We start from the raw sequence: 19,637 nt of genomic DNA, 5'->3' as shown, positions 1-19,637 counted from the left end.
GCATCCGGACGGAGGCCGGGACTCCCGGGTCTCCGTCCGGCATACCATTCCGGTCACGCCGGATTTCGCCCACCAGAACCACGGAGGCGGTGACCCTTGGCGGTCCTGACCCAGACCCCGAAGCCCGCGCGCGCTCGGCGTTCCCGCGCCGGCGGTGGCTCGGCCAAACGCACGTCGATCATCCGCGGGATGATCGGGCTCGTCGTGCTCTTCGTCGTCGCTGAGCTGATCTCGCGCTCCGGCATCGTGGACGAGGCATTCCTCCCCCCGACTTCCCTCGTGCTCGTCCGCACCGGCGAGCTGCTGGTCGACCCAGGCTTCATCGGCGCCGTGCTGGCGACCCTGCAAGCGTGGGCCATCGGCCTGTCGATCTGCATCGTCGTGGCGGTCTCGCTGGGTGTGGTGCTCGGCTCCTCGCGCGGCGCCTACTCGGCCAGTCGCGCCGTCATCGAGTTCCTACGCCCGATCCCGTCGGTCGCACTCATCCCGCTGGCCATCCTCGTGTTCGGAAACGACGCGGAGATGAAGATCGCGCTCATCGTCTTCTCGACCCTGTGGCCCGTCCTCTTCAACACGATCTACGGCATGCACGACGTCGACCCGATCGCCAAGCTGACGGCGCAGAGCTTCGGACGCGGACGTATCGCCACGCTGTTCTCGGTGTCGCTGCCGAGCGCCGCGCCCTTCATCTTCACCGGCATCCGCATCGCCGCGTCCGTCGCACTGATCGTCGCGGTCAGCGCCGAACTGCTGGCCGGGGCATCCGACGGACTCGGCCGATGGATGCTGGATGCCGGCGCCACCGGCAACCGACCCGACCTCGTGTACGCCGCGACCATCATCGCGGGCCTGTTGGGACTCGCGATCAACGGAGTGCTCGTGCTCATCGAGCGCCGCTTCCTGTCATGGCAGCCGGCGCTCCGTCCGACCGGAAAGGGTTCGGAATGACCGAGGCGACCACCAAGACCACGTGGATGGGCGTGGTCCGGCGCCCGCGCCGGGACTACCGCAGAGTCCGGGAATTCGGCATCCGCTGGGGCGCTCTGCTCGCTCTCGGGCTCGTGTGGGAGCTCGCCGCCCGCATCGCCGAGTCGCCGTTCTTCCCTCCGGTCTCGGCCATCATCGAGCGCTTCGTGGAGATCTGGTTCTCCGGGTCTCCGTCCTCGCTGTTCCTCACGGAACGGGTGGGGACCGACATCGTGCCGAGCCTCGTCCGCATGCTGGGCGGCTGGTCCATCGCGGTGGTCTTCGCCATCGTGCTGGGTGTCGCGATCGGACGCAGCCGCGTCCTCGGGGACTACGTCGAGCCGATCATCCACTTCGTGCGGGCGATCCCGCCGCCCGCCCTCATCCCCATCTTCCTGATCCTGCTCGGATTCGGAAACGAGATGCGGGTTGCGCTCATCGCTTTCGCGGTGATCTGGCCGGTGCTGCTGAACACGATCGACGGTGTGCGCTCGGTCGAGTCGCTGCACCTGGACACCGGACGCGTCTTCGAATTCGATCGACGCAAGGTGTTCTTCGGGGTCGTTCTGCCCAGCGCGGCTCCCAAGATCTTCGCCGGCCTGCGCGTGAGCCTGTCGGTCGCGCTCATCGTCATGGTGATCTCCGAGATGGTGGGCAAGCCCGACGGCATCGGCTTCGTCATCCTCGGCGCGCAGCGCAACTTCCGAATGCTGGACATGTGGGCAGGCATCCTTCTGCTCGGCATCCTCGGCTACGTACTCAACGCGATCCTCGCCCTGGTGGAATCACGCGTGACCAGATGGCACCGGGGCGCACGAGAGGGACTGTCATGACGATCACCACGACCGCCACCGACCTGCTGACGATCGAGGGGCTGGGTCACGTCTACGAAGGCCGCCAGCGTCACGAGGCGATCGGCCGGCTCGACTTCACCGTGCCCGAGGGGGCGTTCATCTCCATCGTGGGACCGTCCGGCTGCGGCAAGACGACGATGCTGCGCTGCCTCTCGGGTCTGATGAAGCCGACGCGGGGCACCGTGCTGCTGCAGGGCGAGCCCGTGCTCGGCGTCCCGCGCGACCTCGCCCTGGTCTTCCAGGACTACAGCCGCTCGCTGTTCCCGTGGCGCACCGTCGCGGGAAACATCGCGTTCGTGCTGCCCCGGCGCGGGCTGACCGCCGCGGAGCGCAAGGCGCGGATCGACGAGAGCCTGGATGCGGTGGGCCTGACCGGCTCGGCGGACAAGTACCCATGGCAGCTGTCGGGCGGCATGCAGCAGCGCGTCGCGATCGCTCGCGCACTGGCCTACCGGCCCAAGATCCTGCTCATGGACGAGCCGTTCGCATCCGTGGACGCGCAGACACGCGCCGAGCTCGAGGACCTCATGCTCGCGGTGCGCGAACGCTTCAGCATGACGATTCTGTTCGTCACGCACGACATCGACGAGAGCGTCTATCTCGCCGATCGTGTGCTGGTGCTCTCGAAGTCGCCGTCGACGATCGTCGCGACCATCGACGTGGACCTGCCACGTCCGCGTGACCAGGTCTCGACCCGCGAGCTGGACCAGTTCGTGCAGCTGCGCTCGGGCATCGCCCGCATGATCCGCGACCAGTCGACACGGCGACCGACGGCGACGGCGAGCACCGACGCTGCGGCGTGACCTCAGCTTCACGTCGACGAAACCCGCGTCGTCCACCGCGATCGACGATCCGCGATGACGCGCTGATATCCTCCGAGCACGGCGTCGGAAGGATTCGCATGGCTGCCAGGACTGGTCAAGGCCATCCCGGTCCACGTCCGTGAGGCGGGCCGGGACTTCTCGTTTGTCGTCTGAACCGAGGGGGTTTCGAATGGCGCGACTGTGCGTCGACTTCGGCGGCACCAACATCAAGATGGGCCTGGCCCGCAACGGTGTGCTGACCTCCACGCGCGAGTTCCCGGTAGGCGGCGCTGCGGGCGACCTCGACGCGGTGGTCGCTGCCGCCGCGTCGCTCGGAGCGGAGCCGGGCGAGATCGACGTCGTGGCGCTGGCCGTCCCTGGCCTCATCGACGCGGCGGGCACACGCCTCGCACTGGCGCATGGCAAGTACGACTGGATGATCGGCGCCGACCTGGTTGAGTGGGCGCAACGCTCCTTCGGCGCCGTCGGCATCGTCGAGAACGATGCGCGGGCTGCCCTGATCGGCGAGGTCGCATCCGGCAGCGCGGCGGGCGAGACGGATGCTGTCATCCTCGTGCTGGGGACGGGCATCGGGACGGCGGCCATGGTTGATGGACAGATGCTGCGGGGCGCGTCGGGCGCGGGCGGAAACCTCGGTGGGCACGTGACCATCGACTGGAACGGGCCGGCGTGCAATTGCGGGAACATCGGTTGCGCCGAGGTCTTCGGCGGCAGCTGGGCGCTACGCGACCGCGTGGCTGACCTGGTCGAGATATCGACCGACGGGGGCTCGCGTGCCCTGTGGCGGGAGAGGTTCGCGGATGCCGCACCCCTCGGGTTCGCGGAGCTGCTCGACCGCGCAGAATCGGGGGACACGATCGCCGTGCTCGCGCGTGATCAGGCGATTCGAGCGTGGGCGGTCGTCGCCGTGACGTGCTGCCACCTTGTCGAACCGAGCGCGATCGTCATCGCCGGCGGGGTGGCCCGCGCGGCCGGACACGTTGTCCCGGTTATTCAGGAGTATGTGCGCGAGCACATTTGGCGGGTGCTGCCGATGCCGCGCTTCATCGTGTCCGATGCCCCCGAGTTGTCGGTGCTGCGCGGACTGATGGCCTTGGGCGGTCCCGCCTGACTAGTCCGCAGCGTTCCCGAACCACCGCGGCAGTGTCGCGAGCAGTTCGCGCGGATCGTTGCCGGCCCACGCCACGTGGCCGTCCGGCCGTAGCAGCACGGCGGGCGGGGCCAACTCGTCACTGGTGTCGACGAAGTGATCGACGCGGTCCTCCCAGCCCGCGACCGAGAGCGCACCGGTCTGGTCCAGGAGAAGCCCGCGTCCGCGGTGCATCAGTTCGTACAGTCGACCGCGCGACAGGCGGATGTCACGCAGCCGTGTGCCGATCCGTTCGTCGCCCGCACCGAAGTCGTATCGGATTCCGATCCCGGTGACCTTCTCGATCAGGAAGCGGTTCACGTCATCGAAGTCCATCAGCTCGGTCAGCAGCTTCCGCACCGCCTGCGGGCCGGGTTCCGCAGAGATGAGCACGGACTGGGCGCGGGTCGTGGTCAGTACGTCGGACGCGATCGGCCGTCGCTCGGCGGCGTAGCTGTCCAGCATCCCGTCGGGCGCCCAGCCGTTCACCTCCGCGGCGAGCTTCCAGCCCAGGTTGAACGCATCCTGGATGCCGAGGTTCAGACCCTGGCCGCCCAAGGGCGGGTGGACGTGCGCCGCATCGCCGGCGAGGAACACCCGACCGGTGCGATAGCGCTCGGCCAGTCGGGTCGCGTCCGTGAATCGGGACAGCCACCGCGGGGAGTGGACGCCGAAATCCGTGCCCGCGTATGCGCGCAGCTGCGTGCGAAGCTCCTCCATCGTCGGCGGCGTGGTGCGGTCCTCGGACACGGTCGCGGCGGGCACCACGGCACGGTGCAGCCCGTCGCCGGCGGGACCGATGCCGAATCCCCGGTGGGTCTTGCGGACCTCGTTCATCACCGCGGTCAGCTCGTCGGGCGGCATCGTCACCTCGAGCTCCGCGAGAAGCCATTCGGTCTGAGCCGGCTCGCCGGGGAACTCGATGCCCAGCCGCCTGCGGACGACGCTCCGGCCGCCGTCGCAGCCGACCAGCCAGCGCGCGCGCAGCCGTTCGCCGGCTGCGAGGGCGACGGTGACACCGCCGTCATCCTGCTCGAGGTCGGTGATCTCTTGGCCGCGGCGGATGTGCGCACCCAGCTCGGCGGCGCGTTCGGCCAGCAGGCGGTCGGTCATCGGCTGGGGGATGCCGAGGACGTAGCCGTGCGCGGTGTCCAGATCCGGCGGCCAGGGCTTGTCGATCCCCGCGAACCGCGCGCTCGCGGGATACGGCTGCCCGTGCGCGAGGAACCGGTCCAGCAGCCCGCGCTGATCCAGGATCTCGATGCTGCGCGGATGCAGGCCCAGCGAGCGGACCAGCCGGCTCGGCTCGGCATCCTTCTCCACCACGAGCACGTCCACATCGTGGAGCCGCAGCTCGCTCGCCAGCATCGTGCCGGTCGGACCCCCGCCGGCGATGATCACGTCAGTCATGGATTACTCCGAGTTCGGGGTCAGGACCACGCTCCGTCGATCGGGACGTCGTGGTCGAGGATGCGCGATGCGGCGCGGTGGCCGGAGTACATCGCCGCCGCGACGGTCGCCGGATCATCCGTCCACGTCGCCTCGCCGGCGATGTGCAGCTTCCCGCCCACCGGTGTGGCGAGATCGTCGTGGTCGGCGGTCGTCGAGCCGACCGTCATGTAGGCGTACGACCCGAGCGCGAACGGGTCGTCATGCCACGCGGTGACGTGCACGTGCGTGGGCTGCTCGACGCGGTCGCCGTACAGCCGCCGCAGCTGCTCCAGGACCGACTCGACGACCCGTTCCGCGGACCAGCCGCGGATCTCGACGGCCGCGGGGCCCGCGGCGAAGGTCAACAGGGTCGGGGTGTCGTGCAGAGCGGTGAGGTCGTACCAGGAGTGCCACCAACGGCTCTGCGGACCCTGCTGCCGGATCGCGTAGACGCCGTCGTCCCAGAACTTCGTCGGGAAGCTCAGGAACACCTTCTCGAAGTCGTTCATCGTGAGCCGGCCGAGTGCGCTGGAAACGGACGGGGGGAGCGGCGGGTCGATCACGAAGCCGTCCGACTGGAGCACTCCGACAGGTACCGTCACGACAACGGTGTCGGCGGCGAAGGTGGCGCGGTCGGTCGTCACGACGACGCCCTCGGTCGACCACTGGACGCGTGAGACGACGTGCTGCAGGCGAACGTCGAGGCCCTCCGCGAGCCGCGCAGGAAGGCGGTCGTAACCATCGGGGAAGACGACTTCGTCGCCGTCGATGGAGTCGTCGTCGAGTCCGTGCGCGGCGAGATCCTCGATCCACGCGCCGTACTGCTCTTCCGAGCGGTGCTCCAGGTACTCGCGCACCCGATGGACGCGTTCCTGGTTCCAGCCCTGGGCCGCGAGCGCCTGTTCGGTGACGTCTCGGTAGGATGCCGCGGGGGCGGACGCCGCGACGACCACGAGAAGTGCGGCGTCGACGGCGTGGATGTCCTCCACGAAGCGCTGTGTCGCGGCATCCGACAGTTTCTTGCCGTCGGGATCGTAGTAGGCGATCGGGCGGCTGTCGGGCTGGTAGCCGCCGACGGTGAACTCGACCGTGCGCATGCCGAAGGCCTCGGCCGCCTGGGCGACGGGGGAGTCGTTGATGCCGTGGATCCACGAGGCACCGAGGTCGGTGACCAGCTCACCGGTGCGATCGGTCCAGACCCGGCCGCCGACCCGGTCGCGGGCCTCGATCACGACGACACGATGGCCCGCACTGTTCAGCAGGCGGGCGGCGGTCAGGCCTGCGATGCCTGCCCCGATCACGATGGTGTCGAACATGGTCGTGCTTCCTCCGGGGTTGGGTGTCTGCGCGCCTACGACGCTAGTGACCGCTTCCGCTGAGCGCGACACCGCCCGCACATCGCCCCGCGGGTCAGCGGGTGACCGTCGCCTCCTCGTCGAGCCATCCGAGCTTGTCCGGATTCGCGATCGAGTACACGTGCGTTACGCGGCAGGCCTCGACGGTGAGGCGCACGATCCCGACGAGCCGGCCGTCCAACTCCATCCGGATGCGTGCTCCGAGGGGCCGATGCGAATGCGCGGCTGCCGGGGATGCGGGTCCTCGCGACGGGCTAACTCGGATTCAGCGAATCAGGGCTCTGCGGGAATCGGAAGCCGCTGTCGCGCGGGCGCAGGTTCCCGCCCTGCTGCACGTGCCGGAGAAAGCCGACGAGCGCGCCGGCGGACTCCGAAGTGAGTCCTGCCTCGTAGCACTTGATCTGAAAGGCGCGCGGGTCAACCGGCATCCACCGCTCGCGGACATTCATCATGTCGGCCTTGAGCTGGTCTTCCTCGCGGCGGCGTACCCGTCCGCTCGGGGCGGCGGCCGCGCCGATGGATTCCAGGATCTCGTCGACGCTCGGCGGCAGCGGATCCGTCTCCATAACGGCACGGTAGACCGAACGGACGGCGGAGCGCACCCGGGACAGACCCCGTTCCTTTCGGGGTCGGTTGGGGGGAATCGGCGTTTCGAGGTGCATAGAAGGTAGGCCATCCGCCGACCGGGTCCGTACCGATCCGCGTTCAGCGTCGATTACCGAGGCATATTCTCAGTTCCACTGAATAAGCAAAGAAAACATTAAGGATTCCTTAGGTAAACCTTCTCTATGTATCTACTGTGAAAAATGGCTCACTTCGGGCCGTGCCCCCCGCATCTCTGGGGATGAGAAGGCGGTTCCCATGGGAGCCCACACGTCCAAACCCTCCCGGTCAACACACGCCCGGCGACCCTATCGAACCGGCGCCGCTGCGGCCGTCGCACTCGGGGTGACTCTGGCCAGCCTGACCGCTGTGATCCCGAGCGCCTATGCCATCGCGACCCCCGTCGGCCTCGGAACAGCAGACTCGTACGTCGTGCTCGGCGCTTCGACGGTGACCAACACCGGCCCCAGCGTGCTCCGCGGAGACCTGGGTCTGCACCCGGGCACGTCGATCACCGGCTTCCCGCCCGGCATCGTCGTCGGCGGCACCACTCACACGACGGACGCACATGCTCAGCAGGCGCACGTCGACCTGATAACGGCCTACAACAATGCGGCCGGACAAGCCCCGGATGAGACGATCAGCGCTGACCTCGGCGGCCGGACGCTGCCTGCGCGCGTGTACTTCTCGGCCGATACGGCGGCCATCACCGGAACGCTCACGCTCGACGCGGAGGGCGACCCGGACGCGGTCTGGGTGTTCCAGATCGGCTCCGAGCTCACCACCGCCTCCAGCAGCGTCGTCGCGTTGATCAACGAGGCGCAGGCGTGCAACGTCTTCTGGCAGGTCGGTAGCTCCGCGACACTCGGAACCGACTCCGACTTCGTCGGCACCATCATGGCGCTCACCTCGGTTACGGTCACGACCGGCACAACAGTCGAAGGCCGTGCCCTTGCACGCAACGGCGCTGTGACGCTCGACAACAATGTCTTCGTTGACCCGCGCTGCGACGGAGAGCCGGGCCCTCCCGGAGAGCCCGGCGAGCCTGGCCCTCCCGGGGAGCCCGGAGCACCTGGCGAGCCCGGCGCTCCTGGTGAGCCCGGCGCTCCTGGTGAGCCCGGTGCTCCTGGTGAGCCTGGCGCTCCTGGTGAGCCTGGCGCTCCTGGTGAGCCCGGCGCTCCTGGCGAGCCCGGTGCTCCTGGTGAGCCTGGCGCTCCTGGTGAGCCTGGCGCTCCTGGTGAGCCTGGCGCTCCTGGTGAGCCTGGCGCTCCTGGTGAGCCTGGCGCTCCTGGTGAGCCTGGCGCTCCTGGTGAGCCTGGCGCTCCTGGTGAGCCTGGCCTGCCTGGTGCTCCTGGCCTGCCCGGCGCTCCCGGCGCTCCCGGTGAGCCTGGTGAGCCTGGCCTGCCTGGTGCTCCTGGTGAGCCTGGCGCGCCCGGTGAGCCTGGCCTGCCTGGTGCTCCTGGTGAGCCTGGCGCGCCCGGCGCCCCGGGCCTGCCCGGCGCTCCCGGCGCACCGGGCGCACCCGGCACCCCGGCAGTGGTCGGCGACACCGTCGTCAACCCCTCCGTCGACGGCACCACGCGCGTCGTAGCGAGCAAGACGCTCGCGAAGACCGGCAGCGACGGATCGAGCATGTGGATCCTGCTGTCAGCCGCACTCGTCGCGATCGGCGGTGGCTTCCTGATCACTCAGGCCCGTCGTCGCAGCGCACAGCGCAGCTAGCGTCCACACCCACGGCACAGAACGCGTCATCCGGGATCGCACCGGGTGGCGCGTTCTGCTGTGCCGGCACGGGTGCGTCGCGGTGTTACGCCCCGGGTCGCGGGATTTCAGCGGATGCCGCGGTGCGCTCAGGCTGGGATGAGATGACCTGCGCGTCCTGCTCGGCATCCCCCCCACCCCCTTCGGAGAAGAAGCTCTTGAGCAACGACAACTCGACCCACGCCGAGATCGACGCGCACCTCGCAAAGAAGAAGTCCCGTCGCCGCATCGGCATCATCGTCGGTGTCGTCGCCGTCTTCGCCATCGTCGCGGCGATCACCATCCCGATTCTCGTGCAGAACTCCTCCGCGACCGCCGGTGGCGACACCGAGCTCATCCCGCTCACGATCGCCGACACCGCGCAGAGCGACTTCCAGGACGCGATCGTCAAGGTCGGGCGCGAGAACGGCCTGGACATCGAGTTCATCAACTTCGACGACCCGTACCTGCCCAACACCGCGCTGATCGAGGGTGAGGTCGATGCGAACTCCTTCCAGCACGTGGCATGGCTGAGCCAGTTCAACAAGGAGAACGCCGCCGACATCACGCCGGTGTTCTCCACCGTCATCTCCGCGTGGGGTCTGTTCTCGGACACGCTCGCCTCGGTCGACGACGTCCCGGCCGGTGCACGCATCGCAGTCCCCGACGACCCGGCGAACTTCTCGCGCTCGCTGTTCATCCTGCAGACCGCGGGTGTGCTCGAGGTCGACCCCGACGCCGGAGTCTTCCCCACCGAAGAGGACATCATCGCCAACCCTGACAACATCGAGTTGGTGCGCCTCGCACACGAATCCGTGCAGACCGCGTACACGGATCCGACCATCGACGCGGTCGTCGTCGCCACCGACGACTTCGACCCCGCGTTGAAGATCACCAGCGGCGACGCTCTCGTACTGGAGGACTCCTCGGCCTCGACATCCAGCCCGTACGTCATCGTCGTCGCGACGACGGCGAAGAACGCCGACAACCCGGCGTGGGTGCTGCTGGAGAAGACCTACCGCGATCAGCGGGTCGTGTCGGCACTCGAGACGGAGAAGCGCGGCGAGGCCACCATCGTCGAGCTGCCGGTCGAAGACCTGCGCGCTGCGCTCGCCGAACTGACTGCGCAGTAGTCGTCCGCGACGGGCGGCGGCTCCGGCCGTCGCCCGTCGCTTCGTCCTGTGTGCGTCGCCGATCGAAAGTCTGGAATGTCAGAGCGCATCCGCCTCACCGAGGTATCCAAGCAGTACGTCGCGAACAAGAAGGCGACCCCGGCGCTCGCGCTGGATGGCATCGACCTGTTGATCGAGGCGGGTGAGGTGTACGGCCTCATCGGACGATCCGGCGCCGGCAAGTCGACGCTGCTGCGGATGATCAACGGACTCGAGGCTCCTACCAGCGGGCAGGTGCTGGTCGACGGAGTGGACGTGCAGACGCTCTCGCCGGGCGAATTGCGGACCCTGCGTCACGGCATCGGGATGGTGTTCCAGCAATTCAGCCTCTGGAATTCACGCACGGTCTACGGCAACATCGCCACTCCGCTGAAGATCGCCGGCTGGAAGGATGCCGACATCTCCCGTCGCGTCGGCGAGCTGCTGGATTTCGTGGGGCTCGGCGGCAAGGCCTTCGCGCGACCGCGCCAGCTCTCAGGCGGACAGAAGCAGCGCGTCGGCATCGCCCGTGCCATCGCCAGCCGGCCCTCGATCCTGCTCGCGGACGAGGCCACCAGCGCGCTGGACCCGCAGACCACCACCGAGATCGTCGACCTGCTGCGATCGGTCAACCGCGAATTCGGTATCACGATCGTCGTCGTCACGCACGAGATGGATGTCATCAGTCGTCTCGCCGACCGGGTCTCGATCCTCAGCCAGGGACGCGTCGTGGAGTCCGGAGAGATCCATCAGATCCTTGCGCGCCCGAGTCACGCGGTCACTCAAGGGCTCGTCGGCTCGTACACGCGCACAGCGCTGACCGACGCCGAGAAGACCGCGCTGCGGGATCGATTCGGCGGGCGCAAGATCTCGGTCGCGGTGGATGACGTGCTGGTCAACAGCCCGGTGCTGTCCCGCCTCGCACGCGAGAACGGCGTCGACTTCGCCGTGATCCAGGGTGGTGTGGCCCGCGTCAAGGATCAGCCATATGGACAGCTGAGCCTCGCCCTGTATGGCGACGACGTCGCCATCGACCGCTTCACCGCCGACCTCAGTGCCCAGACCGAGGTTACGGCGTGGTGATCCCGCAGTTCATCGACGTGGACGTCGTCGTCCCCAAGGTCGCCAAAGCCCTCGGCGAGACCCTCTTCATGGTGACGGTCTCGTTCTTCTTCGCTGCCATCATCGGTCTCATCCTCGGCATCTTCCTGTTCGCCACCCGGCCCGGCCAGTTGCTGCACAGCCGCGCCACGCACACGGTGCTGAACATCGTGGTCAACACGCTCCGGCCGATCCCGTTCATCATCCTGCTGATCGCGCTGACACCGCTGACGCGCGCGCTCATCGGCACGAGCATCGGACCTGCCGCCGCGATCCTTCCGCTCACGATCGCCGCGTCCGTCGGCATCGCACGCGTCGCCGAGACGAACCTCGTCGCCGTCGATCCCGGTGTCGTCGAGGCCGCCGCAGCCGTCGGTGCGAAGCCGCTGCACATCCTGTTCGGATTCGTCGTCCGGGAGGCGTTCGGACCCCTCCTGCTGTCGCTGACCTTCATCTTCGTCGCGCTCATCGACGCGACCGCGGTGGCCGGCGCCGTCGGTGGAGGGGGACTCGGCAACCTGGCGCTGACCTACGGATACCAGCGGTTCGACTACGGCGTGATGATCCTGATCATCCTCGTCCTGATCGGTCTCGTTCAGCTGGTGCAGTTCCTCGGCAACCGGATCGCCCGCCGGTTCATCGACCGATGACGGGGTCGTCGTCGACCGCGATGTCCTCAGCGATCGCGCCCCCTACCGCCCCTGACCCCGAATGGATGCTGAACATGACTGAGACGTTGCAGGACGCGCGTTCACCCGAATCCCTCGCGGGCGCCAGTGCGCTTCTCGCGCACCTGCCGGAGCGGAAAGGGTTCGGCGATGCGACGCTCGTCAGACTCTCCGAGGGTTCGATCGACCTGGGCGGCGGCAATCCGTCCACCGACGTGCTTCCGACGGACCTCTACCGGGATGCCGCGGCCGCCGTGACAGAGAGTGCGGGCTTCGCCGAGACGCTGCGTTACTCGGCCTCTGCCGGCCTCCCCTCGTTCCGTGCCGCCATCGCCGCCCGCGAGGACGTGGACCCGGGCCGGGTCATCGTGACCGACGGGGGAGCGCACGGGCTGTCGCTGGCCGCCCTCGGCACGCTCGATCCGGGTGACACGATCGTCGTGGATGACCCGGTGTATCCGCTCTTCCTACGCGTGCTCGACCTCGTCGGCGTCAACGTCGAGGCGATTCCGGTCACCAGCGAGGGCATCGACGTCGATGCCCTGGCCGCGCGGCTGCGCGCGGGGCTCCGCCCGAAGGCGCTGTTCACCGTGCCGACCTTCCAGAACCCCTCCGGTACCACGCTCACCGCAGAGAAGTCGGCGGCGCTGGTGGATCTCGCCGAGCAGTACGGGTTCCTGATCCTCTCGGATGACCCGTACCGGCAGATCGCGTTTCCGGGCACGGTCGTTCCCGCGCGTCCGCGGCTGCGCGAGACGGACCGGGTGATCGCGGTGAACTCGTTCTCGAAGACCCTCGGACCCGGGCTCCGCCTGGGCTGGCTGACCGTGCCGACCGCGCTCGAAGCCGGGTTCACCAAGCTGCGCAACCGGCTGGACGGTCAGACCAGCGGCGTCCTGCAGGATCTCGTCGGCCGAATGCTGACCGACCCGCGCCTGGATCCCGCGATCGCCGCAGCGGGTGCCGTTTACCAGGACAAGGCGCGGGTGCTGACCTCGGCGCTGCGCGAGCAGTTCGGCGATGGCGTGGAGCTGACCGATCCGACCGGCGGCTTCTTCGTGTGGGCGCGTCTGGGCGGCGACCTCGACTTCGCGCGTGTCTTCGAGGCGGCGCAGGACCTCGGGGTCACCTACCAGCGGGGCGAGTGGTTCGCCGCCGGTGCACAGGAATTCCGCGGCTTCGTACGGCTGTCGTTCGCCGAGCCCGACGTCGAGTCCCTCCGCGAGGGGGTGGCCCGGCTCGCGCAGGCGTGGCGCGCCGAGGGCGGTCGCTGAGACTGCGACCGCGCCTCAGCCGGCGTCGATCAGCCGGGCGACGGCGCCGACGTTCTGCATGAAGCCGGTGAGGTCGGTCTCGCCCTCAGGCGGCTGCAGCACCACCGTGGTGGCGCCGGCCGTGAAGAACGGGTCGATCGCCGACGTCACGTCCACGGCATCGCCGACGACCATCAACGCGGGGTCGACGGTCCCCGCGGCGCGGCCCAGTTCTTCGGCGAGCCGAGCCCGCGCCGCCGCGCCGCCGAAACCGGTCGAGACGAAGACGATGAGTTCGTGCGAGCCGTCGCGTCCCGCACCGGCTCGACCCTCTCGAGCCAGGGCGAGGGTCCGGGCCACGCGATCGGGAGTGCTTCCGGCGGGCAGCACGGTGCCGTCGCCGACCTCACCGGTCAGTCGTACGGTCTTGGGGCCTTCGCCGGACACCACCACGCCGGGCGGCTGTACCGGTGGCCAGTTCAGTCGCACGCGGTCGAGCGAGACGTAGCGGCCCGTGGCGCTGACTTCTTCGCCGGCCAGAAGGGCACGCAGGGCGGGCACGTACTCGCGCATCAGGGTGAGCGGCGATGCGGCCCGTGCGCCCACCTGGCCCATCCACTCGAGTACCCCGTGGCCCACGCCGGGGATGAGCCGCCCCGGAAACAGCCGCTCGATCGTGGCGATCTCCATGGCTGTGGCGGCGACGTTGCGCAACGGGATCGGCGCGACGCCGATTCCGACACGCATCCGCGTGGTCCAGGCCAGGACAGCGGATGCTGTGGCGAACGCCGACTCGCGGAAACAGTCCTCCCACAACCAGAGTTCGGGCACGCCCGATTCGTCGGCGGTCTGCGCGGCGTCGCGCAGTGCCTCAGGCGGGAAGGAGGGGGTGAAGATCGCTCCGACGCGTCGCATGCCACAACCCTGCCATGTCCCTCCGACGTCTTGACCGGACTCGGCGGGCGCGGTAGTCGTAGGGGATGGCCGATGAACTGCAGAACTGGCTCGATCGCTATCTCACCGCGTGGTCCTCGAACGAGCCCGACGACATCCGCGCGCTCTTCGTCGAGGACGGCACCTACGCCGGTGGTCCCTTCGACCCGCACCCCTGGATCGGGCGCGACGCCATCGTCGACGGCTGGATCGCCCACAAGGACGAACCCGGCGAGTGGACCTTCAGCGGCGAGCCGATCGCGTACTCCGACGGCGTCGGTGTCATCGAGGGCCACACCGAATACAAGGACGGCAACGTCTATGCGAACCTGTGGGTCGTCCACCTCGCCGACGACGGTCGGGCGACCTCGTTCGTGGAGTGGTACATGGAACCCGGTCCGGTGCGCGAGGGTCAGGCCTGAGATTCCGCGGGATCCCGCACCTCACAAACTTTTTTCCATGCAGATGCATCCAAATTAGCGTCGGCACCGAAGTACTCCTTGCAGGGCGGAAAGAGCCGCCCCTCTGAAGGAGGACACAGTGCGCAAGACAATCGCAGCCGGCGTCGTCGCCGGCTTTGCCCTCGCGGCGGGTTTCATCGCCCCCGCCCAGGCCATCTCGGCAACAACGGCCGACCTTTCGGTGCTCCATGGCATTCCGGACACCCCGGTGGACGTCTACGTCAACGGCGAATTGACGCTCGATGACTTCCAGCCCGGCGACCTGGCCGGTCCGCTCGACCTTCCCGCCGGGGACTACGAGGTCGCTCTCACGGCGACGGATGCCGCGGACGCCAGTGCTCCGATTCTCGGACCGATCACGCTCACACTGGCTGCCGGCAGCAGCTACACGGCTGTCGCCTTCCTGGATGAGGCGGGCGACCCGACCGCCAAGCTGTTCACGAACGACATCAGCACCACCGCCGCCGGAGAGGGCCGGCTGACCGTGCGTCACGTCGCGGCCGCGCCCGCTGTGGACATCCTGGCCGGGGGAGCGCCCGTGGTCGAAGATCTCGTCAACCCGAATGAGGCGACGCTGAACATCCCGGCCGGCACCGTCTCGGCATCCGTCGCCCTCGCCGGCACGACCGAGCCCGTGCTCGGCCCGGCCGATGTCGCCGTCCAGGACGGCGTCCTGACGATCGTCTACGCATGGGGAAGCGCCGAGGGTGAGAGTCTCGCCCTTGCCGTCCAGAACATCACCGTCGGGCACACCGCGCCCGGAGGAGTGAACTCGGGCACCGCTGGTTACGCCGCGCAGCGGGACGCCATCGTCCCGGCACTGTGGATCCTCGGGATCGCCTTCAGCGCCGCCCTCGCGTCGCTCGGCGTCGTCACCGCCCGCCGCGCCCGCGCAGCGAGCGTCGAGTCCTGAGCGACCGACCGACCACGCGGAGGGTGATACCCGTGCTTCGACGACTGATCGCACCTGTGGCGCTCGTCCTCGCGCTCTCCGCGTGCGCACCCGCCCCGGCCACCACCGGGGCGGGTGCCCCCTCTTCGCCGGCGCCGTCGGCAACCCCCGCACCGGCGCCGACACCTGATTACGACGTGCCGGTCGTGCAGAGCACGCTGCCGCCGGTACGTGCGGCCGTCCCGCCGGTGCGCGTTCAGATCGGTGCGGCGGGCATCGACATCGACGTGATCCCGGTGGGCGTCGAAGCCGGCGGGTTCATGGAGTTGCCCGAGAACCCGGCGATCGCCGGGTGGTACCGATTCGGGTCGGACCCCTGGAGCCCGGACGGGAACACCGTCATCTCGGCACACATCGATGCGCCGGAGTATCCGATCGGGCCCTTTGCCGAATTGCGCGGACTGGTGCCCGGCAGCGAAGTGACCGTACTGGGACAGGACGGCGCCGCCGCCGTCTACGACGTGGCGTCGGTGACCTATTACCCGAAGCAGGACCTGCCCACGGACGAGATCTTCGCTCGCATGGGCACGAGGTCACTGGTCCTGATCACGTGCGGGGGAGCCTTCGACAGCTCCACCGGACGGTATGCCGACAACGTGGTCGTCGTGGCCGCACCCCGCATCTAGAGCCCGCTCGGGAGCGCGCTCACGACGAAGGCCACACGACCAGCAGCAGGCCCTGCTTGGTGTCGGCGTACTTCACCCAGCCGTCGCCGAAGAGATAGGTGAGACCGTAGCCGTCTTCGTCGGTCGCGACCGTCGTCTCCGAGCTCTCGGTGACCACAACGCCCTCCGGAACCTCTTCCGCGCGCCAGCCGATGTTCTTGAGGTACTTCTGCGCGTCCGCGGCCTGCTTGGCCGTGATCGGCGCCCAGCCGTAGATCTGCACGTGATCGGTGGCGATCGAGAAGTCGCCCCAGATGCACTGGACGCCTTCGGGGATCTCAAGCTCGCCGACGCGGAAGGGTTCGGCCCTCGCGGTCCACCCCACCGCCTCGAAGGCCGTGACGGTCTGGGCGGGGATGATCGTCTCGCACGTCGGATCGGCTGCCGGCGCCGTCGGCGCCTCGGTCTCGGGCGTCGGAGTCGGCGACGTCGCTGCCGGGACAGGAGTCTGCGACGCGTCGGGCTGTCCTGCGGGTGTGCTCGCACACGCGGTGGCGAACAGGAGCGTCGTGGCGAGCAGGATCGAGGCTCCGAAGAGGTGCCGGGCGTGCTTCATCGAGTGCTCTCCGACGGTGGTGTCGGACTCAGCAGATCGAGGAATGCGGAATGGAGAACGCCGTTGGTGGCCAGTGAGGACCTCTCCGCGATGGAGTCGTTCCCGGCGTACGAGGTGAAGCGGCCGCCGGCTTCGGTGATGATCGGTACCAGCGCGGCGATGTCGTACTCCTGCACGCCGAACTCGGCGACGAACTCGAGGCGTCCCTCGGCCAGCAGCATGTACGGCCAGGTGTCGCCGTACCCGCGGTCCCGCCACACCGAGCGGGACAGACGCACCAGCGCGTCCAGCTGTCCTGCCTCGTCCCACTGTCGAATGCTCTGGAAGCTGGCGCTGGCATCGGAGATCGCGCCGACCGATGAGACGGCGAGCCGCCGCGGGGGTCCGTCCGGTGTGTTCGTCCATGCGCCGAGGTCGGTCGCGGCCCACCACCGGCGGCCGAGAGCGGGCTGGCTGGCGACGCCGATCCGGGGCACGCCGTCGATCGACAGCGCGATCAGGGTCGTCCACATGGGGATGCCCTTGAGATAGTTGGCGGTGCCGTCGATCGGGTCGATGATCCACTGGCGGGCCGCGTCGCCGGAGATGCCGTACTCCTCACCGAAGACGCCGTCGGTGGGACGCTCGGTCTCGAGGATCGAGCGGATCGCGCGCTCGGTGGCCAGGTCGGCCTCGGTGACGTAGGACGAGTCGGCCTTCAGCTGCACGTCGAGGTCGGCGGCGTCGAATCGGGCCATCGAGACCGCGTCCGCGGCATCCGCGAGTTGCAGGGCCAAAGCCAGATCGGCCCGAAGATCCCCGTCGAAGGGTGCGTTGAAGGACACCGAAGAGGAGGGGGAGGTCACGGTGTCCACGATACCGGGCGGCGCCATCACGATTTCCGAGTGACGCAATCGTGATGGTAACGTTTAGCCTCGGTTCGCCCTCGTGAACCACGCACCTCTAGCTCAATCGGCAGAGCAACTGACTCTTAATCAGTGGGTTCTGGGTTCAAGTCCCAGGGGGTGCACGTTTTGCTGAAGGGCCCCTCTCCGGGGCCCTTCGTTTTTTTGCGTGATCGCACCCGGGAGGACCGAGTCATGAGCCGGTACACGGTCGCGACGGACGGTGCCTGCATGCGCAATCCGGGCCCGGCCGGATGGGCGTGGGTGGGCGAGGACGGACGCTGGGCCGCGGGTTCGCTCGAGGCCGGGACGAACAACATCGGCGAGCTGCTGGCGGTGCTCTACGCGATTCGCGATCACGCGCGGCTGGCGGAGCTGCACATCCAGGCGGACTCGATGTACGCGATCAACACCTACCAGTCCTGGATGGACGCGCACGCGCGGCGTGGCTGGAAGACCAGCACGGGACAGCCCACGAAGAACGCGGACATCCTGCGTGCGCTGATCGAGGCCCGCGACGCCCGGCGCGCGGCGAATCTGCCCGACGTCACGTTCGAACACGTCAAGGGGCACGCCGGCCACCGCCTGAACGGCTGGGCCGACGAGCGGGCGGTGCGCGCTTCGCAGCACGGCGACCGGGGTCTCGGGGCGATCTGGTCCACGGACCGTGGTCTGGCGCTGCTCGACGTCACCGTCGACGCGCCCAAAGCGGGCGGCGACAAGCCGAGGCGCAAGCGGACCGCCGCGTCCGACGCGTGAGCGCTGCGAGTGTCCCGAATCGGTAACGAGTGCGAGCCCGCCCGCGTCTCGGCTTGACAGCGGTCGCGCCGCTTCCTACGGTTGCCATTACCTGAATCAGGTTTCAGGTAATCCCTTCCAACGGTGAAAGGCACGCACATGCGGGTTACGAAGAAGTTGCTCCTGGGCTCCGTGGTCGCCACGGCAGCGCTCGTCCTGGCCGCCTGCGCGCCGCAGGCTGCTGCCCCGGGCGGTGACGCCTCGGAGACGCCGAGCGGCCCGGCCGAGATCACGGTCGGCATCGTCACGAGCGAGACAGGACCGCTCGCCGGCTATGGCAAGCAGTACCTCGACGCGTTCAAGGCCGGCATGGACTACGCGACCGACGGCACCAACGAGGTGGACGGCACCGCGATCACGGTCGAGTACAAGGACGACGCGGGCGACCCCGACAAGGCGGTGACCGCCGTCAAGGAGCTCATCGGAGCAGGCGTCAACATCATCGGCGGCAGCGCCTCCTCGGGGGTCGCGCTCGCCGTCGCCGAGCAGGCCGCGCAGAACAAGGTGCTGTTCGTGTCGGGCCCGGCCGCTGCCGATGCGATCACCGGGATCAACGAGTACACGTTCCGCTCCGGCCGCCAGAGCGCACAGGACGTCGCGACCGCCGGAACGTTCCTCGACGACATCGAGGGCAAGACCATCACCGTGTTCGCACAGAACAGCGCGTTCGGTCAGGGCAACGAGGCGGCTGTGAAGGCGATCCTGGGCGCTCAGGGCGCCACCGTCAACTCTGTGCTCGTCGCCGAGGACGTGACGGAGTTCACGCCGTTCGCGCAGCAGGTGCTCGCCGGCAGCCCCGATCTGGTGTTCGTCGCGTGGGCCGGCGCGACCTCCGGCGCGATGTGGCAGGCGATGAGCCAGCAGGGCGTGCTGGATGAGATCCCGGTCGTGACCGGCCTCGGCGACGCCGCGACGTTCGGGGCGTACGGCGAGGCATCCGAGAAGATCAGCTTCTTGAACCACTACTTCCCGGGTGCGAACGACAACGACGTGAACGAGGCGATGATCGAACTCATCGAGGACGCGGGCGGCACGCCCGACCTGTTCAGTCCCGACGGCTTCAACGCGGCCATCATGATCGTCCAGGCGATCAAGGAAGGCAAGGGCGACGTCGATGCGATGATCGCGGCACTCGAAGGCTTCGAGTTCGAGGGCCCGAAGGGCGCGATGACCGTGCGCGCGGGCGACCACGCCCTCATCCAGGAGATGTACCAGGCCAAGCTCGTCGCCGACGGTGCGACGTTCGTCGCCGAGCTGGTGGACACGGCCGCCGCCGACGCGGTCGCTCCCGCCGAAGCCAAGTAGCGACGGCA

The 19,637-nt window shown here is 68.6% G+C and carries 21 protein-coding genes, 1 tRNA gene and 1 pseudogene; 16 read left to right on the top strand and 7 right to left on the bottom strand.

Annotated features, from left to right (window positions below; translation table 11 throughout):
• Positions 1-96: 96 nt before the first annotated feature.
• From ABD655_RS11010 to ABD655_RS10995, 4 genes are all read left to right on the top strand, one after another.
• On the top strand, positions 97-948 hold the full coding sequence (locus ABD655_RS11010; RefSeq protein ID WP_344713929.1) for an ABC transporter permease: 852 nt from the start codon (positions 97-99) through the stop codon (positions 946-948).
• Entirely contained in the window at positions 945-1,799 is an 855-nt protein-coding gene (locus ABD655_RS11005; RefSeq protein ID WP_344713928.1) for an ABC transporter permease, read from the top strand. The genes ABD655_RS11010 and ABD655_RS11005 overlap by 4 nt, the downstream gene beginning before the upstream one ends.
• Entirely contained in the window at positions 1,796-2,623 is an 828-nt protein-coding gene (locus ABD655_RS11000; RefSeq protein ID WP_344713927.1) for an ABC transporter ATP-binding protein, read from the top strand. Before ABD655_RS11005 ends, ABD655_RS11000 begins: the two co-directional genes overlap by 4 nt.
• A 190-nt stretch (positions 2,624-2,813) precedes the next feature.
• Positions 2,814-3,755: an ROK family protein gene (locus ABD655_RS10995; RefSeq protein WP_344713926.1), complete on the top strand. Its 942-nt coding sequence runs from the start codon at positions 2,814-2,816 to the stop codon at positions 3,753-3,755.
• Here the strand turns inward: ABD655_RS10995 and rox are convergent, their stop codons facing one another.
• The 4 genes from rox to ABD655_RS10975 form a co-directional block, all read right to left on the bottom strand.
• A complete protein-coding gene (gene rox / locus ABD655_RS10990) occupies positions 3,756-5,183 on the bottom strand; it encodes a rifampin monooxygenase (protein WP_344713925.1) in 1,428 nt (475 codons plus the stop codon).
• Between the two features lie 20 nt (positions 5,184-5,203).
• Positions 5,204-6,520 (bottom strand): flavin monoamine oxidase family protein, encoded by a 1,317-nt coding sequence (locus tag ABD655_RS10985; protein WP_344713924.1) that lies wholly within the window; start codon positions 6,518-6,520, stop codon positions 5,204-5,206.
• A 94-nt stretch (positions 6,521-6,614) separates the two neighbouring features.
• Positions 6,615-6,746 (bottom strand): hypothetical protein, encoded by a 132-nt coding sequence (locus ABD655_RS10980; RefSeq protein ID WP_344713923.1) that lies wholly within the window; start codon positions 6,744-6,746, stop codon positions 6,615-6,617.
• A gap of 67 nt (positions 6,747-6,813) precedes the next feature.
• Entirely contained in the window at positions 6,814-7,125 is a 312-nt protein-coding gene (locus ABD655_RS10975; RefSeq protein ID WP_344713922.1) for a hypothetical protein, read from the bottom strand.
• Positions 7,126-7,420: 295 nt separating this feature from the next.
• Between ABD655_RS10975 and ABD655_RS10970 the strand changes: the two are divergent.
• From ABD655_RS10970 to ABD655_RS10945, 6 genes and pseudogenes are all read left to right on the top strand, one after another.
• Positions 7,421-8,092: pseudogene (locus tag ABD655_RS10970) on the top strand (ice-binding family protein); the annotation flags it as partial.
• A gap of 55 nt (positions 8,093-8,147) precedes the next feature.
• Complete coding sequence (locus ABD655_RS10965) at positions 8,148-8,753, top strand: hypothetical protein (protein WP_344715897.1); 606 nt, start codon at positions 8,148-8,150, stop codon at positions 8,751-8,753.
• Positions 8,754-9,081: 328 nt separating this feature from the next.
• Positions 9,082-10,035: a MetQ/NlpA family ABC transporter substrate-binding protein gene (locus ABD655_RS10960; protein ID WP_344713921.1), complete on the top strand. Its 954-nt coding sequence runs from the start codon at positions 9,082-9,084 to the stop codon at positions 10,033-10,035.
• Between the two features lie 75 nt (positions 10,036-10,110).
• Positions 10,111-11,136: a methionine ABC transporter ATP-binding protein gene (locus ABD655_RS10955; RefSeq protein WP_344713920.1), complete on the top strand. Its 1,026-nt coding sequence runs from the start codon at positions 10,111-10,113 to the stop codon at positions 11,134-11,136.
• Positions 11,130-11,804, top strand: coding sequence for a methionine ABC transporter permease (locus tag ABD655_RS10950; RefSeq protein ID WP_344713919.1), 675 nt, complete (start codon positions 11,130-11,132; stop codon positions 11,802-11,804). The genes ABD655_RS10955 and ABD655_RS10950 overlap by 7 nt, the downstream gene beginning before the upstream one ends.
• Before the next feature lie 74 nt (positions 11,805-11,878).
• Positions 11,879-13,096, top strand: a complete 1,218-nt coding sequence (locus ABD655_RS10945) for an aminotransferase-like domain-containing protein (protein WP_344713917.1) — start codon at positions 11,879-11,881, stop codon at positions 13,094-13,096.
• 15 nt (positions 13,097-13,111) lie between these two features.
• On the opposite strand, the gene ABD655_RS10940 is transcribed toward ABD655_RS10945, so the two are convergent.
• Complete coding sequence (locus ABD655_RS10940; RefSeq protein ID WP_344713916.1) at positions 13,112-13,990, bottom strand: LLM class flavin-dependent oxidoreductase; 879 nt, start codon at positions 13,988-13,990, stop codon at positions 13,112-13,114.
• Positions 13,991-14,055: 65 nt separating this feature from the next.
• Here ABD655_RS10940 and ABD655_RS10935 point away from each other — a divergent pair, with 65 nt between their 5' ends.
• From ABD655_RS10935 to ABD655_RS10925, 3 genes are all read left to right on the top strand, one after another.
• A complete protein-coding gene (locus ABD655_RS10935; RefSeq protein WP_344713915.1) occupies positions 14,056-14,430 on the top strand; it encodes a nuclear transport factor 2 family protein in 375 nt (124 codons plus the stop codon).
• Between the two features lie 118 nt (positions 14,431-14,548).
• Positions 14,549-15,382 carry a DUF4397 domain-containing protein gene (locus ABD655_RS10930; protein ID WP_344713913.1) on the top strand — a complete coding sequence of 278 codons (834 nt, stop codon included), beginning with the start codon at positions 14,549-14,551 and terminating at the stop codon, positions 15,380-15,382.
• Between the two features lie 32 nt (positions 15,383-15,414).
• Positions 15,415-16,047 (top strand): class F sortase, encoded by a 633-nt coding sequence (locus ABD655_RS10925; protein WP_344713911.1) that lies wholly within the window; start codon positions 15,415-15,417, stop codon positions 16,045-16,047.
• Positions 16,048-16,066: 19 nt separating this feature from the next.
• Here ABD655_RS10925 and ABD655_RS10920 read toward each other — a convergent pair whose 3' ends face one another.
• Complete coding sequence (locus tag ABD655_RS10920) at positions 16,067-16,642, bottom strand: hypothetical protein (protein WP_344713909.1); 576 nt, start codon at positions 16,640-16,642, stop codon at positions 16,067-16,069.
• The gene (locus tag ABD655_RS10915; RefSeq protein WP_344713908.1) at positions 16,639-17,487 is read right to left on the bottom strand and encodes an inositol monophosphatase family protein; all 849 of its coding nucleotides are present in this window, start codon (positions 17,485-17,487) and stop codon (positions 16,639-16,641) included. The genes ABD655_RS10920 and ABD655_RS10915 overlap by 4 nt, the downstream gene beginning before the upstream one ends.
• Before the next feature lie 91 nt (positions 17,488-17,578).
• Here ABD655_RS10915 and ABD655_RS10910 point away from each other — a divergent pair.
• From ABD655_RS10910 to ABD655_RS10900, 3 genes are all read left to right on the top strand, one after another.
• Positions 17,579-17,651, top strand: a tRNA-Lys gene (locus ABD655_RS10910).
• 70 nt (positions 17,652-17,721) lie between these two features.
• Entirely contained in the window at positions 17,722-18,285 is a 564-nt protein-coding gene (locus ABD655_RS10905) for a ribonuclease H family protein (protein WP_344713906.1), read from the top strand.
• 138 nt (positions 18,286-18,423) lie between these two features.
• Positions 18,424-19,629, top strand: a complete 1,206-nt coding sequence (locus ABD655_RS10900) for a substrate-binding domain-containing protein (protein ID WP_344713904.1) — start codon at positions 18,424-18,426, stop codon at positions 19,627-19,629.
• Positions 19,630-19,637 lie beyond the last annotated feature (8 nt).

The organism is Microbacterium terregens (assembly GCF_039534975.1).
Lineage (GTDB): Bacteria > Actinomycetota > Actinomycetes > Actinomycetales > Microbacteriaceae > Microbacterium > Microbacterium terregens.
The sequence above is the reverse complement of the archived record's forward strand: the minus strand, read 5'-3'. Positions and strand labels throughout refer to the sequence as shown.

Bases quoted from the DNA above. Each gene is read 5' to 3' on its own strand.
- ABD655_RS11005 (WP_344713928.1), top strand. From the start codon at position 945: ATGACCGAGGCGACCACCAAGACCACGTGGATGGGCGTGGTCCGGCGC.
- ABD655_RS11000 (WP_344713927.1), top strand. From the start codon at position 1,796: ATGACGATCACCACGACCGCCACCGACCTGCTGACGATCGAGGGGCTG.
- ABD655_RS10995 (WP_344713926.1), top strand. From the start codon at position 2,814: ATGGCGCGACTGTGCGTCGACTTCGGCGGCACCAACATCAAGATGGGC.
- rox (WP_344713925.1), bottom strand. From the start codon at position 5,183: ATGACTGACGTGATCATCGCCGGCGGGGGTCCGACCGGCACGATGCTG.
- ABD655_RS10985 (WP_344713924.1), bottom strand. From the start codon at position 6,520: ATGTTCGACACCATCGTGATCGGGGCAGGCATCGCAGGCCTGACCGCC.
- ABD655_RS10980 (WP_344713923.1), bottom strand. From the start codon at position 6,746: ATGGAGTTGGACGGCCGGCTCGTCGGGATCGTGCGCCTCACCGTCGAG.
- ABD655_RS10975 (WP_344713922.1), bottom strand. From the start codon at position 7,125: ATGGAGACGGATCCGCTGCCGCCGAGCGTCGACGAGATCCTGGAATCC.
- ABD655_RS10965 (WP_344715897.1), top strand. From the start codon at position 8,148: ATGTCTTCGTTGACCCGCGCTGCGACGGAGAGCCGGGCCCTCCCGGAG.
- ABD655_RS10955 (WP_344713920.1), top strand. From the start codon at position 10,111: ATGTCAGAGCGCATCCGCCTCACCGAGGTATCCAAGCAGTACGTCGCG.
- ABD655_RS10945 (WP_344713917.1), top strand. From the start codon at position 11,879: ATGACTGAGACGTTGCAGGACGCGCGTTCACCCGAATCCCTCGCGGGC.
- ABD655_RS10940 (WP_344713916.1), bottom strand. From the start codon at position 13,990: ATGCGACGCGTCGGAGCGATCTTCACCCCCTCCTTCCCGCCTGAGGCA.
- ABD655_RS10935 (WP_344713915.1), top strand. From the start codon at position 14,056: ATGGCCGATGAACTGCAGAACTGGCTCGATCGCTATCTCACCGCGTGG.
- ABD655_RS10920 (WP_344713909.1), bottom strand. From the start codon at position 16,642: ATGAAGCACGCCCGGCACCTCTTCGGAGCCTCGATCCTGCTCGCCACG.
- ABD655_RS10905 (WP_344713906.1), top strand. From the start codon at position 17,722: ATGAGCCGGTACACGGTCGCGACGGACGGTGCCTGCATGCGCAATCCG.
- ABD655_RS10900 (WP_344713904.1), top strand. From the start codon at position 18,424: ATGCGGGTTACGAAGAAGTTGCTCCTGGGCTCCGTGGTCGCCACGGCA.